11 protein-coding genes are annotated in these 14,524 nt (G+C 36.3%); 2 read left to right on the forward strand and 9 right to left on the reverse strand.

Annotated elements, in window-relative coordinates:
* Window positions 1-152: 152 nt before the first annotated feature.
* From CG11_RS23320 to CG11_RS23360, 9 genes are all read right to left on the reverse strand, one after another.
* The gene (locus tag CG11_RS23320; RefSeq protein ID WP_052599269.1) at window positions 153-1,142 is read right to left on the reverse strand and encodes an endonuclease/exonuclease/phosphatase family protein; all 990 of its coding nucleotides are present in this window, start codon (window positions 1,140-1,142) and stop codon (window positions 153-155) included.
* 427 nt (window positions 1,143-1,569) lie between these two features.
* Window positions 1,570-2,892 carry a SusD/RagB family nutrient-binding outer membrane lipoprotein gene (locus CG11_RS23325; protein ID WP_081909634.1) on the reverse strand — a complete coding sequence of 441 codons (1,323 nt, stop codon included), beginning with the start codon at window positions 2,890-2,892 and terminating at the stop codon, window positions 1,570-1,572.
* A 103-nt stretch (window positions 2,893-2,995) separates the two neighbouring features.
* A complete protein-coding gene (locus tag CG11_RS23330; RefSeq protein WP_052599271.1) occupies window positions 2,996-6,292 on the reverse strand; it encodes a SusC/RagA family TonB-linked outer membrane protein in 3,297 nt (1,098 codons plus the stop codon).
* Between the two features lie 480 nt (window positions 6,293-6,772).
* Window positions 6,773-7,399, reverse strand: a complete 627-nt coding sequence (locus CG11_RS23335; RefSeq protein WP_052599272.1) for a deoxynucleoside kinase — start codon at window positions 7,397-7,399, stop codon at window positions 6,773-6,775.
* A gap of 413 nt (window positions 7,400-7,812) precedes the next feature.
* A complete protein-coding gene (lpxB, locus tag CG11_RS23340; RefSeq protein WP_052599273.1) occupies window positions 7,813-8,922 on the reverse strand; it encodes a lipid-A-disaccharide synthase in 1,110 nt (369 codons plus the stop codon).
* A 1-nt stretch (window position 8,923) separates the two neighbouring features.
* Complete coding sequence (locus tag CG11_RS23345) at window positions 8,924-10,018, reverse strand: DUF695 domain-containing protein (protein ID WP_052599274.1); 1,095 nt, start codon at window positions 10,016-10,018, stop codon at window positions 8,924-8,926.
* Window positions 10,019-10,025: 7 nt separating this feature from the next.
* Window positions 10,026-11,309 (reverse strand): kynureninase, encoded by a 1,284-nt coding sequence (kynU, locus tag CG11_RS23350; protein WP_052599510.1) that lies wholly within the window; start codon window positions 11,307-11,309, stop codon window positions 10,026-10,028.
* 174 nt (window positions 11,310-11,483) lie between these two features.
* Window positions 11,484-12,194, reverse strand: coding sequence for an SDR family oxidoreductase (locus CG11_RS23355; RefSeq protein ID WP_052599275.1), 711 nt, complete (start codon window positions 12,192-12,194; stop codon window positions 11,484-11,486).
* 307 nt (window positions 12,195-12,501) lie between these two features.
* The gene (locus CG11_RS23360) at window positions 12,502-13,074 is read right to left on the reverse strand and encodes a Maf family nucleotide pyrophosphatase (protein ID WP_052599276.1); all 573 of its coding nucleotides are present in this window, start codon (window positions 13,072-13,074) and stop codon (window positions 12,502-12,504) included.
* Window positions 13,075-13,435: 361 nt separating this feature from the next.
* Between CG11_RS23360 and CG11_RS23365 the strand changes: the two genes are divergently transcribed.
* Complete coding sequence (locus CG11_RS23365) at window positions 13,436-13,996, forward strand: NADAR family protein (protein WP_197043926.1); 561 nt, start codon at window positions 13,436-13,438, stop codon at window positions 13,994-13,996.
* A 116-nt stretch (window positions 13,997-14,112) separates the two neighbouring features.
* Window positions 14,113-14,484: a hypothetical protein gene (locus CG11_RS23370; RefSeq protein ID WP_052599277.1), complete on the forward strand. Its 372-nt coding sequence runs from the start codon at window positions 14,113-14,115 to the stop codon at window positions 14,482-14,484.
* Window positions 14,485-14,524: the final 40 nt, after the last annotated feature.

Raw genomic sequence — 14,524 nt, forward strand, 5'->3', positions numbered from 1 at the left:
GTATCAGCCGAGCGAGGCGAGGGTAGGGTGAATTAATGCTGGAAAGGAGTTTGTATCAATTTTAGTTTTGAGAAAACTAAACTAGCCGAAGCGAGGAGAGAAGAAGATAAACCAAATAAGAAGCGTAGAATTCATTTTTGAGAGGAAAATACCTATAGAACTAATTCTACATAAATTGGATAATGATCAGCTCCAACAGAGGGTAGAGCCTCTAGGTTTTTTAGCCTAAATTCTTTGGTTACAAAAATATGATCTAGAGGCCACCGCATCAAAAAATTATGCGCGTTAAAGCTATTGCAAAACCCCCTACCTACTCGAACATCAAAAAGTAAATTTTCGGTATGAGTCAAATAATCGGTATAAGACCAAACCACATCATTGATGTCTCCTGCAAGAATGCTAGGAAGCGCATTATTTTTTACTTTCTTTCCTAGTAATTGCAACTCAGCCTCTCTTTGCCCTTCGTTGTCTGGTATATCGTCAAAATATTGGGGAGGAGGAGGATGTGTTCCGTAAAAACAAAATTTTCGATTAGGGAGCGAAACAATGCTTTCAAAGGAAGGAACTTTTTTATTATGTAGATAATGAACAGTAGTTGTTATAGGGTATTTGCTGTATAAAATCATTCCATAAGAGACCTCATTGATTGCTTTTTGATTATATGAATACTGTTGTTCGACCGAAACCAACTGCTCGTTCCACCAATTATCAGTTTCCATTAACAATACCAAATCTGGGCGTTTGTCACGAAGTAAATCAATTACAGGTTGAGCCTCTTTATTAGACATTTTTACATTTAATAATAAAATGCTAAATTGATTGTTTGGTGAAATATTGTTTGGAGCGGCAGGCACGGTTACTGCAACCAAAGGAGTGTAATTAATTAGGTAATGCCCTTGAATAGCCATACTAGCTAAAAGACTAACGGCTAATAAACCATCATACCACCGCCAAGTTTTGATGGTAGGCAAAAATAAGGAGAAAAGAATAAAAGAAGCAAGGAAAAACTGAATGCGGGGAAAGTCCAATATTTTTAAAAAACGACTTTCTGTATTGATAAAAATGGACAAAATGGCACATCCCAATAAAAAGAGTACCGTGACAAGGAATAAGAAATAGATTATTTTTCGAAGCTTTTTCATTGAGTTATGAATTTTACGTTATGTTGAAATTATTTCCTCCAGCCGTTCGTTCAAACTGCATGGTAGCTATAGCCTAATTACTATTCCTTATTTTTTTGTCAAAAAGCACTATGATAGCTTTTTTTATTCTAGTACAGGAAATCTGATTTTTATTTGCATCGTTTCCATTTCTAGCAGCGTAGCTAACTACTATTTTACATTACTCCCTTATAAATCAACGGAGTATTATTTTAAACAGCCTCTAAAAAATTAACAAATGAGATTGAATTTTGTTCCTAGATGGTACACGAAGTAGCATCGCAGATAAAATCGCACTGTTTGGCTATACCTTTGGTACACTGTACTGCTACTAGGTCGATCTGATACAAAAAAAAGAGCTACCCCAAAAAAAGAGGTAGCTCCCTATACTATTAGTTATGAGCAGAATTTAGTTCATATCCCACCATACTTTGTCAAATAGAGTTACCCCTACAGGACAATTTGAATTATAGTTAACCTCATCATTAGGGTAAGGCAATCTAACAGGAATTTGAGAACCAGAATTTGGAGTCAAACTAGGGATACCTGTTCTTCTCCAATCATTGAATACTTCTACATCTGTATACAATGCGATGTATTTTTGCGTCATAATTTCGTTCATACTAAGTGTAGCTTGACCAGGATCAACGGCACCTTGAGCCACATAAGCAGGATAGTCTCCACTAACACCCAATTCCGCAAAAGAACTAGAAATACCATCCAAGTAAGCTTGATGCGTTGCCGCAGTAGCACCTTCAGTTTTCATTCTACACTCTGCCTCTATAAACTTCAACTCTGTATACGTCATTAGAGGTTGAGCTTGATCTGGTACAAATATAGGATGAGGTACAGTTAGTGGCGCACCCAAAATCTTCCCTCTAACAGTGTCATTCAAAGAATTCATTAAACTAACATAGTTGGCTCCAACAGCAATATCATTTCTTTCATTGTTGTATTGAAACCATGGTGCATTAGCCGTTGCTGCCGTACCAAATTTTAAGTCAGCATCATCTTCCCATGAAGAAAAACCATTGGTTAAAGCCGTTAGTGCTTTGGTGTAATTACTTTGATCAACTAACCCCAAGTGCAAATGAGCTCTAGCTTTTAGCGAATAAGCAAATTTAGTCCAAAGAGAAATATCTCCACCATATATAACATCGTCTGGTCCAGGTACAAGTCCATTGTTGGTAGCTGCGAAGTTAGTGATACTTTCGTCCAAAAGATTTTGAATGCTAGTATAAATACTTTCTTGGCTATCAAACGTTGGTTGTAAGTTTTCACGTCCTTGTAATGCTTGGCTATAAGGAACGTCGCCGAATAAATCGGTTGTCAACATGATTGTGTAGGCTTCTAAGACTTGAGCTATTCCAGTATAATGTGGATTTCCATTAGCACTAATCTTTAATTGGTTGATCTCTTGTAAGATACCAGAGTAAAGATTTTGACTCCAAAGTGCATCAACATCTGTTGGTTGGAGCCCATAGTTTTGGATGACAGAAAATTGGCGAGTAACCCCGTCAACATGCTGTGTGAAGATTGAACTAAATCTTGACGCATCTCCACCTACCACATATGCCAATCTCAATTGAGCAGCAGGAAGGATTACAGGGGGAGTGACGCTAGAGGGGCTATCTGGATCTACGTTGGTATCTCCAAAATACTGCTCACACGAGCTAAATCCAACTAGGATAAGCATCAAGATGATCAGATGAAATGATTTTATACGAATCATAATTTTTTATTTTGATAACATGCTCTTATTTGTTCTTAATGGAAAAGAACAACATAGCAGCAACATATGCTGCTATGCTTGCATGATAGATTATGGTTACAAATTAGAATTTAACATTTAGACTAAGTGCAAAACTACGCGTGTTAGGCATTTGGAAATAATCCAAACCTTGTCCATTACTAGATGAACCTACCAAGCTTGTTTCTGGGTCAATTCCTTCATAAGGTGTAATCAAGAATAAGTTACGACCAACAAATGAAATGGTAATTCCAGTAAATGGCGTTTTGCTAAGTAATTTAGAACTCAAGGTATAACTTAAGCTCAATTGACGTAATCTAAACCAAGAAGTCTCTTGAACGAAATGTTCTGCAACAGAGCCAAATCCTCCACCATTTCCTGTGTACCAATTTTCATCTCTCAAAACAGGTTTAGTATTGGTAGAACCATCTTGTGTAACGCCTTCAAAAACATAGTTAGGAGCATCACCAGGCATGTCTCTGTTTTCTGTCAATTTGCTCATACCAAAATAAGTCAAGGCACCTTGGGTTCCATTCCACATTTGACCACCTTGTTTCCAATCTAAAAGAAAAGATAAAGAAAGTCCTTTGTATGATAAGGTATTGTTAATACCCAACAAGAAGTCAGGATTAGGATTACCAATTGGACGCTCAAGTGGATCAACTAGTGGATAACCACTTGCGCTGTCAATAACCATTTGACCATTAGGGTTGTATGGCTTGTCTACGTTAAAGATTGGATTGCCATTAGCATCTGTATCGTTAACACGCATAAAGGCACCACCATAAATTTGACCATACTCTTGACCAACAACATTGTAAATACTAGAACCCGTAAAACCATCTAGGTATTGTCTTTCAACACCATCAGCTAGGGCATCTACTACTGTTTTCCAGTGTGTGAAGTTGATACCAATATCCCATCTAAAGTCTTTTGTTTTTACAGGAGTAGCATTTAAGACGATATCAACACCATTGGTGCTCAAAGAACCACTGTTCAAAACTGCTCTTTGGAAACCAGAAGTAGCCGCAATTGGCACGACTAAAATTTGGTTAGCAGATTGACGATAGTAATAAGTAGCATCTAAATTTAAACGCCCTTTGAAGAATCTTAAATCTGCTCCTACCTCGTAATCTGTCGTTCTAGATGGTTTGAGGTTTGGATTGCCCAAAACAGCATCGTAGATATACGCAGCTTGCCCATTGAATGGGAATAAAATACCATCTGTCCAACCATCGTTAAGTGCATTAATTGTTCCTGGCTCAGGATTGGTAAAGTTGGTTCCTGTCAAATATGCTGTAGGGGCTCCACCACCTACTTGAGCAAAGGAGAAACGAACCTTGCCGAAAGATAAGATATCATTGTCAGGTAATAATTCTGTAAATACAAAACTTAAAGAAGCTGAAGGGTAGAAGACAGAAAGATCTCCCGCTTTAAATTTCTTGGTAGGAGCAATTAGAGTTGACAACCAATCGTTTCTTGCTGTTAAGGATAAGTACAACATGTTTTTGAACCCATACTCTACACTTGCAAACAAAGAGTAGGTCTTTGTCCTTGTTAGATCAGTAATAGATGTAACCGAACCTGTATTACTCAAGTGCATAAATCCAGGGAAGCTTAACCCATCACCTTGGGTTAATTGTTGGTTGAGGCGAGTTGTAAAAAATTCTGTACCAATGTTATAGCTAAGGCTATGGTCGTCGCCAAAGTACTTGCTACCCAAAACATTTACAAAAGCATTGATATTGTGGTAAGTATATTGATCTTCGATTACTTGACCATTAGGAAGTGTTCTGGAACCAATTTCAAACGATTGTTTTCTGGTATCGGAATAAAAATCCGTACCAATTTTAGTACTTAATGTCAACCACTTTGTAAATTCATACGAAGCGTTCAGGTTACCAATGAAACGATTAACACGATCTACAAAAGGACTATTGTTTACAACCCAGTAAGGATTATCATACCCACCACCACCACGGTAGTTTCTTTGAGTTTTATCAGAAGAAAAGTAATAAGAACTAGAATTGTTTACAGGATCAGCTAAACCATTAGCATTGTCAAATGTAGAAGGTGTACGCAACAAACCTAACATAATACCAGAAGTATTAGAGCCTTGTTGAATTCTATTTCCTCCTGAATTAACATAGTTGATGCTAGTTCCAATTTTCATTTTATTATCCAAGAAATTAGCCTGAGAGTTTAGACCAACATTGATTCTTTCAAATGTATTGTTAGGAATAATACCATCTTGCTTTAGATGACTGAATGAAAAACGGTATGTGGCGACAGTACCTCCACCAGAAACAGACAAGGCATTTTTCCAAGCGTGACCCAATTGGAAAAAGCTATTTAGATTGTCGTAAGGAGTTACTTTTTGACCTGCATTAGGATCGCTTTGACCTACAATTTTACCATTTTTGTCGTATTGATAGGTAGCATCTCCATCCCAATAAAGTGTATCAATTAGTGGTCCCCAGCTTGTTGGCCAACCTGTTTCAGGACCTCTATATTCTGGAGTTACATCATCAGCACTAAACCAACTTGTTCCTTGTGCATATTTGTTTTGTAACTCAGGTAATTTGTTTACTTGAGAAAGTGTGTAAGTGGAGGTATAATCTACAGAAATACCATTTTTAGTTTTTCCGCCTTTACCTTTCTTAGTTGTAATAACCAATACTCCACGAGCCCCTTCAGCACCGTAAAGAGCAGATGCGGCAGCACCTTTTAGGACAACAACGGATTCAATGTCGTTTGGATTGATATCAATACCACGGTTAGAGTAGGCAACACCAGCCAAAGAACGCTCTGTTGTTAACTCTTCGTTGTTGATACGAACACCATCAACAACAATTAATGCTTCATTATTACCATTCAAAGAGGTAGGTCCTCTAAGTACAACTCTTGAAGAAGCACCCGCAGCACCAGAAGCACTTGTAACTTGTAAACCTGCTACTTTTCCATTCAGTGCATCTACAAAGTTGGCAGTGTTGGATTTTGCGACTTCTTCACCATCCACTTCTTGGATGGCATAACCTAAAGCTTTTTCAGAGCGTTTAACACCCAAAGCTGTTACGACTACTTTTTCTAAATCTACTCCTTCTAATAGAGTAACATTGATAGTAGTTCCTGTAATTTCTACTTCTTGTGTAGCATACCCAATGTAGCTAAATAAAAGGGTTGTAGCATCCTCTGGTACCTCAATAGAATAATTTCCATCAATATCTGTAATAGTACCAGATGCCGAGCCTTTCATTAAGACGGTTGCGCCAATGATTGCATCGCCATTCTCATCCGTTACGGCACCAGAAATTGTTTTCTGGGCATAAACGGTCCCTATAGAGAAGACTAGCAACACTAGCATCGTGTTGAATAGTTTCATAAAAAACCTTTTGTTTTTTGAGTTTAAATAAAAATAGTTTGCGTGTCTAATGTACTTATAAAAGTTAGGAAAATAACAGTTTGTTAAATTTTTTTTAACAAAATAGTTTGTTAAAGTTGTATTTTTGATTAATTGTTTAATATTTCAATCTTTTGATTATTAGATTATTATAGTTAGTTTTTATCTATTATTTGTAATTGCACACTTTTTTCATAAAAAAAGTATTCTAAGCTTTTAACAAAGTTTTAAATGAAAAAAAGTGGTTAACCGTTAGGTTAAAAACTATAAAAACAAAGAAATTCAAAATGTTATTTGGTCGTGTTTTTGTGACAGGCAAAAAAAGGTTTTTTAGAGGAAATGCTTTTCTAATGTTAAATTAATGTAAATAGAATAATAAAAAAAAGCTACCTCTACTAGAGATAGCTTATGATTCTGTATTATACTTAAAAAGTGTGTTAAGTCTCCACGAAATTAAGCGTGTTAAAGTCCTTCTAAGTTTAATTGTTTTGAAACTTCGTCAACAACAAATTGTCTGTGTTCTGCATTGTTTTTGTAGTCTAATTCATTAACATCCAAGACAAGTAATTTGCCTTCTTCGTAGTTGTTAATCCAATCTTCATACTTGTCATTGAGCGATTTTAAATAATTTAAACTCATTGTAGATTCGTAATCGCGTCCTCTTTTCTGAATGTGATTCACTAGGGTAGGAACACTGGCTTTTAGATAAATAAGCAAATCTGGAGCATTGACTTGTGAGCTCATTAATTTGAATAAATCAAAGTAATTGTGAAAGTCGCGAGTAGCCATCAAGCCCATTTTATGCAAGTTGGGCGCAAAAATGTGTGCATCTTCGTAGATAGAGCGATCTTGGATAACAGTTTTGTTACCTCTTTGAATTTCAACAATTTGTCGGTACCGATTGTTTAAGAAGTAGATTTGCAAATTAAAAGACCAACGACTCATATCATTATAAAAATCCTCCAAATAAGGATTGTCGTCTGTTGATTCATAATTTACTTCCCATCCATAATGGTTGCTTAATAATTCACAAAGTGTTGTTTTTCCAGCGCCAATATTTCCTGCAATTGCAATGTGTTTTGGTTTCATCGTCTTATTTACTGTCAGTGTTTAAATGATTATTTACTTTGATATAATACCATATTGAAAACAGTTTAGTTTTTGTCCTGATATTGCCAGGTATTAAAATTTGACAATCAGTGCCATACAAAAAGCCTAATGGTACTCTTGTTAGTGTCATGGTTTCATTCCCAAAGTATTAGGGTTAAAATAAAGTTTTTTTATAAAAGAATGGCATCCTATAGATTAATAGTTATTGATTTTTTTGTTTTTCTAAATTAGCCCAAGCTTTTTTGGAAAAAAAGCAGCTCTTAAACCAACCATTTTCTACTTTATTAACGTTTTTTGAGTTAAGTAAGCAAGGAGATGAAAGTCTCCAGTGACTTTTGTTCTCCTTGGATGTTTTTTGGGAAGAAACATCCATTTTGAGTAAGTTGGTTGGACTACAAACGCAAATGCTTTATCATGCTCTGGGCTGCCTTTTGGGACGCACCTTGATGACCTAATTTTTTAGATAAAAGCAGATAGTTTTCTAGCATTTCTTGCCGTTTAGGTCCAGCTATAATTTGCTGAAGTTCTATCTTTAGCTGCTGTGTAGTTAAGTCGTGTTGGATGAGTTCTGGCACGACTTTTTTTTGCATGATTAAGTTAACAATAGAGATAAAAGGAACTTTTATAATTCGTTTGACAATAGCATATAATAAAGCACTAGCCTTGTAACAAACAATTTGAGGCACTTTGAATAGTGCTGTTTCTAACGTTGCTGTACCAGAAGTAACCAATGCAGCATGGCTGTTTTCTAGCAGGTGATAGGTCTGATTTTGCAAAAGAACTACATTGGTTTTGTGTTGAGTAAAAGGCTGATAAAAATCGGGAGAAATACTAGGAGCGCCAGCAATGACAAATTGATAATCGGGAAAACCGTCAACAATACTTAGCATTGTTGCTAACATGGATCTAATTTCTTGTTTTCGGCTTCCTGGCAACAAAGCAATAATAGGAGCAGTTCCCAATTGGTGTTTGTCTCTAAAATCAATTTCTGTTTGATGAGCATGGATGACATCTAATAATGGATGACCTACAAATTCAACCGAGTAGTTGTGTTTGGCATAAAAGTCTGCTTCAAAAGGAAGAATAACAAACATTTTGTCGATATAGCGCTTGATTTTTTCCACGCGTTTTTCTCTGGTGGCCCATATTTGAGGAGAGATATAGTAGAAGATTTTATACCCCTGATTTTTTGCCCATTTGGCTATTCGTAGATTAAACCCAGAATAATCAATTAAGATTAAAACATCAGGAGAAAAAGCTTGGATATCTTGGCGACAAAATTTAAAATTTCCTAAAATAGTAGGCAAGTTTTTTAATACTTGTCCTATTCCCATAAATGCTAAGTCTTTGTAATGTTTTGCCAATACAGCCCCCGCAGCTTGCATCAAATCTCCACCCCATGCTCTAAATTCAGCAGAAGCATCGACTTCTTTTAAAGCTTTGATTAAGTTAGAGCCATGCAAATCTCCAGAAGCTTCTCCTGATATTACGTAGTATTTCATCTTAATGCTTTACAAAGCGATTGAAAGATAACCAATATTTATCTTTGTATATGGTATAATCTATTGTTATCTTAGAATGGTATTTTTGTTGGAGAGCAAAGCAAACCAAAGAAGGGTTTCTAAACTCTTTGCACGCTAAAAATAAAGTCCTTTTATGATCACCTGTCTGTCGACCAACGTTTAAATATCCTTCTCTGCTAGGAAGCTCTTGAGTCAGCTCATCCTCCAAATCATTTAAAAAATCATACATTTCTTGATTGGGCATACCATTGTTGTCTTCACCATTGTAAGGAATTTCAACGCGAAGAATCCAAGGGTGAGAAGCTTTGGAATCCCATCTCAAAAGTTCTCTATTAATAGTCACAATAATTCTATTGTCATTCTCAAGAACACCTTCTAGCATAGCATACTCATCATCATCCGTATTGTGTCGAGTGCCATTATATTTTTCAATAAATTCTTTTTGTCGCCAAGTTAGAAAGGCATTCAACTTCTCTATAGGAATCAACTTTTGGGCAGCTTGATTAGGACCAACTAGGTCTATATTGTCAATAAGTGTAGCGAAGTTAAGCTCTCCCAAAAAATTATCTAAAAAGATAAAGGTGCCACTAGAGATAATTTTTTCGTTGTCTGGCTTATAGTCTTGATGCACGAATGTAATATCAATAGCATCGGGTTGTGCCTCGTGTTCATGGTAGTAGAAACTGATGGTCTCTTTATTGAACTCATATCCAGACATCTTAATACTAATGTTCGGAGAATTAGAAGGCGGTTTTAAAGCCGTGAATCGCCACCCTTTGATAAAAGGCGCTGCTGCTACCAAAGCTTCAACAAAAACGATGTTTTTGATGTTCCCTTCTGTGGTAAAAACCAATTCAGCAGTGCTTTCATCGGCCATACCTGCCAGAAAGTAAAAGCCTTCGTGCAGTTGATCCAATTGACTAGATAACTTGTTGAAAAGACCAAGTTCAACATTGTTGCGTTCCTTTACAACTTTATGGAATTCTTTTTCTTTTGATTGGAACCATGCCCAAAATGCCGCATAGTAATTATTGTTCTCTGACTCAGATTGGAATATTTTTTTGAAAAACTTCATCCACTTATTATTTAGATTCTCTGAGACATGTGCGCATTACTTGTATAAAGTTATAAACATCTAAAAAGCTGTTGTAAAGAGGCACAGGGGCTACTCTAATAACATCTGGTTCTCTCCAATCTGCAATAACTCCTTTAGCTGTAATGGCTTCAAAAAATGCTTTGTTGCCATTTTCAACTTTGATAGATAGTTGACAGCCTCTATCTTTGGGAGATTGTGGGGTGATAATGCTAATTCTATCGGTATTAATATTCAAGAGCATAAATTCCATATAGGCTGTTAAGAAGGTGCTTTTTTCTCGTAGCCTAGACATGCCTACCTCATCAAATAATTCTAAGGAAGCTAATAAAGGGGTCATAGAAAATACAGGTGCATTACTCAATTGCCAAGCTTCTGCCGAAGGCATAGGGTGAAACTGGTCGCCCATCAAAAATCGAGTATTCTTATCGTGTCCCCACCAACCTTCAAATCTAGGAATGTTAGGATTGTTTAAGTGCTTTTCATGCACAAAAGCTCCCGCAATAGCACCTGGACCACTATTCAAGTATTTGTAATGGCACCAAACTGCAAAATCTATGTTCCAATCATGTAGGTCCAAATCAACATTACCAACAGCATGCGCCAAGTCAAAACCAACCAAAGCTCCTACGGCATGTCCTGCATTAGTAATGCGTTTTAAGTCAAAGAACTGCCCTGTATAATAGTTGACACCTCCAATCATAACCAATGCCAGTGTATCCCCATTTTCTTTGATAACAGCCTCAATGTCTTCAATACGCAAGGTTTCTTCGCCCTCTCTGGGTGTTAGTTGAATCAAACTCTCAGAAGGATCATAACCATGAAAACGAATTTGAGAGTCCACGGCGTATTTATCAGAAGGAAATGCTGCCTTTTCAATTATGATTTTATAACGTTGTTGGGTAGGGCGGTAGAACGAGACCATCATAAGATGTAGATTGGTGGTCAATGTATTCATGACCACAACTTCCTTTTCTTTTGCCCCGACTATTTTAGATAGTTTTTCACTAAAAAACTCGTGGTAAGGCATCCATGCATTTTTGGCATGAAAGTGCCCTTCGACACCATATTTTTTCCAGTCGTTTAACTCTTGTTGCAAATATTTTTCTACATTTTTCGGCTGCAAACCTAAAGAATTGCCACAGAAATAAAGACTTTCTGTTCCGTCATTATGTTGGGGAATATAAAATTGATCTCTATATTTTTTTAGAGAATCTTGCTCATCCATCTGTAGAGCAAAATCTATACTAGTTTCAAATGATGTTATTTTCATGGTTTCCATTAATATTAATAGTTACGACAAGAGCATGTACAATTACCAATAGAGGTATGTTCGGTTAATGCACAAAACTGCGCCTAATTGAAGGCGCAGTGGTGCAAAAATGAATATTTTTTGATAAAATCCCAAGTGATTTAAAGACAAGAAATCAAAAAATATAAAAGAAGATTATTGAGCAGCCCAAGGGTTGGTTGCCCAAACAGACAATTCAGGAATCATACCACGGTCGTCCATTTCCAAAATAGATTTGATACTATGAGCGATTTCTGTCGGTGTTAATTTATGTTCTACCGTTGGTTTTTCTTCTCGATCTGGATTGTTAAATGCCGTTGGTACTTCACTAGGATTTACTTGGAGTACACGAATGTTTAAAGGGCGTAGTTCTGCTTGCCAGCATTGTGTTAGTGCACGCAATGCAAATTTAGATGCAGCATAAATAGAACCTCTAGCAAAACCTTTTAGAGCGGCAGTAGAAGCAATGTTGATAATGTGACCACTACCTTGTTTTTTGAAATGTGGCAATACCTCTTGTGTTAATAACGTTAATCCAAAAACATTGGTAGAAAACACACGTTCAAAATGCTCTAATTTAATTTCTCCCAAAGCGGGAAACTCACCAATACCAGCGTTGTTGATAAGCACATCAATTCCTCCTAACTTTGCAATAGCCTCTTCTGTTTTGCTGGGCAATATTTCGTAATTAGCGATGTCAAAAGCGAGCCCCAAACAGCCAATATTGTTGGCTACTTTGTTTACTTTTTCTGCATTACGTCCTGTAATCAACACCTTAGCACCTGCTTCTGTCAAAACTTCTGCCATTGCTTTTCCTAGTCCTGAACTGCCTCCTGTTAAAAGGACTTTTGCATCTTTTAAATTCATACTATTTTGTATCGTTTTGTGTGATTAATTATATTATAGTATGGAAATGCCAAAAGCCTTGAAAAGGTTGTGATAGATGGTAAGTTTTAACAAATAAGTAAGTGGGCAGAAAAAAATATAGCTAAAAAAATAGACTTATTTTTGTGCTAGTCAAAGAGAAAAAGTGCAGATTTAGCGGGCTAAAGCAAGATGTTTCGATGAAGAGTAGCGCAAAAAGAAGGTTGTTTTTTATATAGTTTTTTCTGAACGATTACTTATTGTACAAAACGTTACTTTGTTTAAAATTGCATTAGCTTATTTTTTTATCTTAAAAGCTCATCAAAGCTTCGTAAACTTTTTGTGTTGGTAGTCCAACAATACTATTGTAAGCGCCATCAATTTTGATAATTTTGGCGAGCCCAATCCACTCTTGAATGGCATAAGCTCCTGCCTTATCATAAGGTTGGTAGTTGTGAATATAGTAATCAATTTCCTTGCGAGAAAGTGGCGCAAAATGTACATTAGCAACATCTGAAAAGACGACCTCTTTATCCAAACTCAATAGACATACGCCTGTAATGACTTGATGCACTTTTCCAGACAAAGCTGTTAAAATACGAACAGCATCTTCGTAATCTTTCGGTTTGTGATAAATAGTATCCTCCAACAATACAATGGTGTCGGAAGCCAAGATTACTTTTCCATTTGTTAGATGTGTTCGGACAGCATTGGCTTTTTGTTGTGCTAAAAACGCAGGAACTTCTTTTTTTTGCAATTCTTCAGGAAAATCTTCCACTATATCTTGTAAGACAACCTCAAATTCAAACCCGAGTTCTGTTAATAGTTGCTTCCTTCTTGGTGACTTGCTGGCTAATAATATGCTTGGTTTTATTTTTTGCATGGATAATTTTGTATTTTAAATCTTATCTTTATTGGTCAAATCAAAGTACCTTTACAGACAATGGTCTATTCTAAACAAAGATATATGTTTGCTCAAAGTACGCAGTTTTTGATAATATTATGAGTTAAGTCGAAAAATAGATGTTGTTTTATAAGAACATTATTTCGTTTGAAAATCGCATTAGCTTGATTATTAGTAAGGTGGTTTTTATTGTTGAAAGGGTAAGTAATTGGTAATCAATTGGTAAGTGCTCGTAGCGTAAACAGATGTAAAGATGCTTTTTGTGGTTTTTATAAAAAAACGAAAAAATCCATGAAGTATTAAAGAAAAAATCTGACTTAAACTTTAAATTTGCTCTATGATGAAATATACTATAAAATGGCTTTTGGAGAAAGTCGAAGAAGAAAATCGCATTAAATATTTGTTTTTTTGGGGGCACCAACCTCAAAAAGACGGAACGATTGGGGCTACTTGTATGAGTCAATGGTTTGATCAAGATTGTTCCTTTGTGGTCGATGGCATTCGCTACCAAACCGCCGAGCATTGGATGATGGCAGAAAAAGCGCGTCTATTCGATGATCCAGAAATGGTTGAACGAATTTTAGCAAGTAATTCGGCTGCCAAAGCCAAAAAATTAGGTCGTTTGGTACATAATTTTGATACTGAAAAATGGGAAGCCAATGCATTTGAAATTGTTAAACAAGGTTCTATTCACAAATTTGGACAAAATCCGCCATTAAAAGAGTATTTGTTGAATACCAACAATCGTGTTTTGGTAGAAGCCAGTCCCTTGGATAAAATTTGGGGAATAGGATTGGCTAAAGACCACGAACATGCCGCACAACCTGCTTTTTGGCAAGGGAGAAACTTATTAGGTTTCGCATTGATGGAGGCAAGAGATGTATTGGCTGAAAATCGATAAATAGGAAATGCTCTTTGTCAAATAAGATTGAGAAAAGGTCATAACGCTAAGTTATTTTAAGGAGTGGTGTCTGAGTCTTAGAGGGGGATTAGTAGATGACTGTTAAAAGAAATAAAATGATTAAATTTTTAGGAGCCACATTGGCTATTTTTGTATTAGGGTATTTCGGTACCTTTATTGGGTGGTGGGGCATTGTAGTGGTTGCTGCTGTGACTGGTTTTATAGTTCAAATTCAAGGTGGATTGAGCTTTTTGAGTGGTTTGTTAGGCGGTGCCTTGTTTTTTGGTTTATATACCTATTATTTAGATAATGCCAATGGGGGGCAGTTGTCAGGTATGATGACAGAAGTTCTAAAATTCAATCCTTTTTTGCCAACGGTTGCCATTGGTGCTTTGTTAGCTGGGCTGGGAATGTTAACGGGGAAATATGCACGAGATGCTTTCTTTGGAGAACAGAAAAAGCCTAAATATAGAGGCCGATACAGATAATCGATATGATAGACTATTGGTATTTTTATTTTATAGAAAG

This window comes from Aureispira sp. CCB-QB1, assembly GCF_000724545.1.
Lineage (GTDB): Bacteria > Bacteroidota > Bacteroidia > Chitinophagales > Saprospiraceae > Aureispira.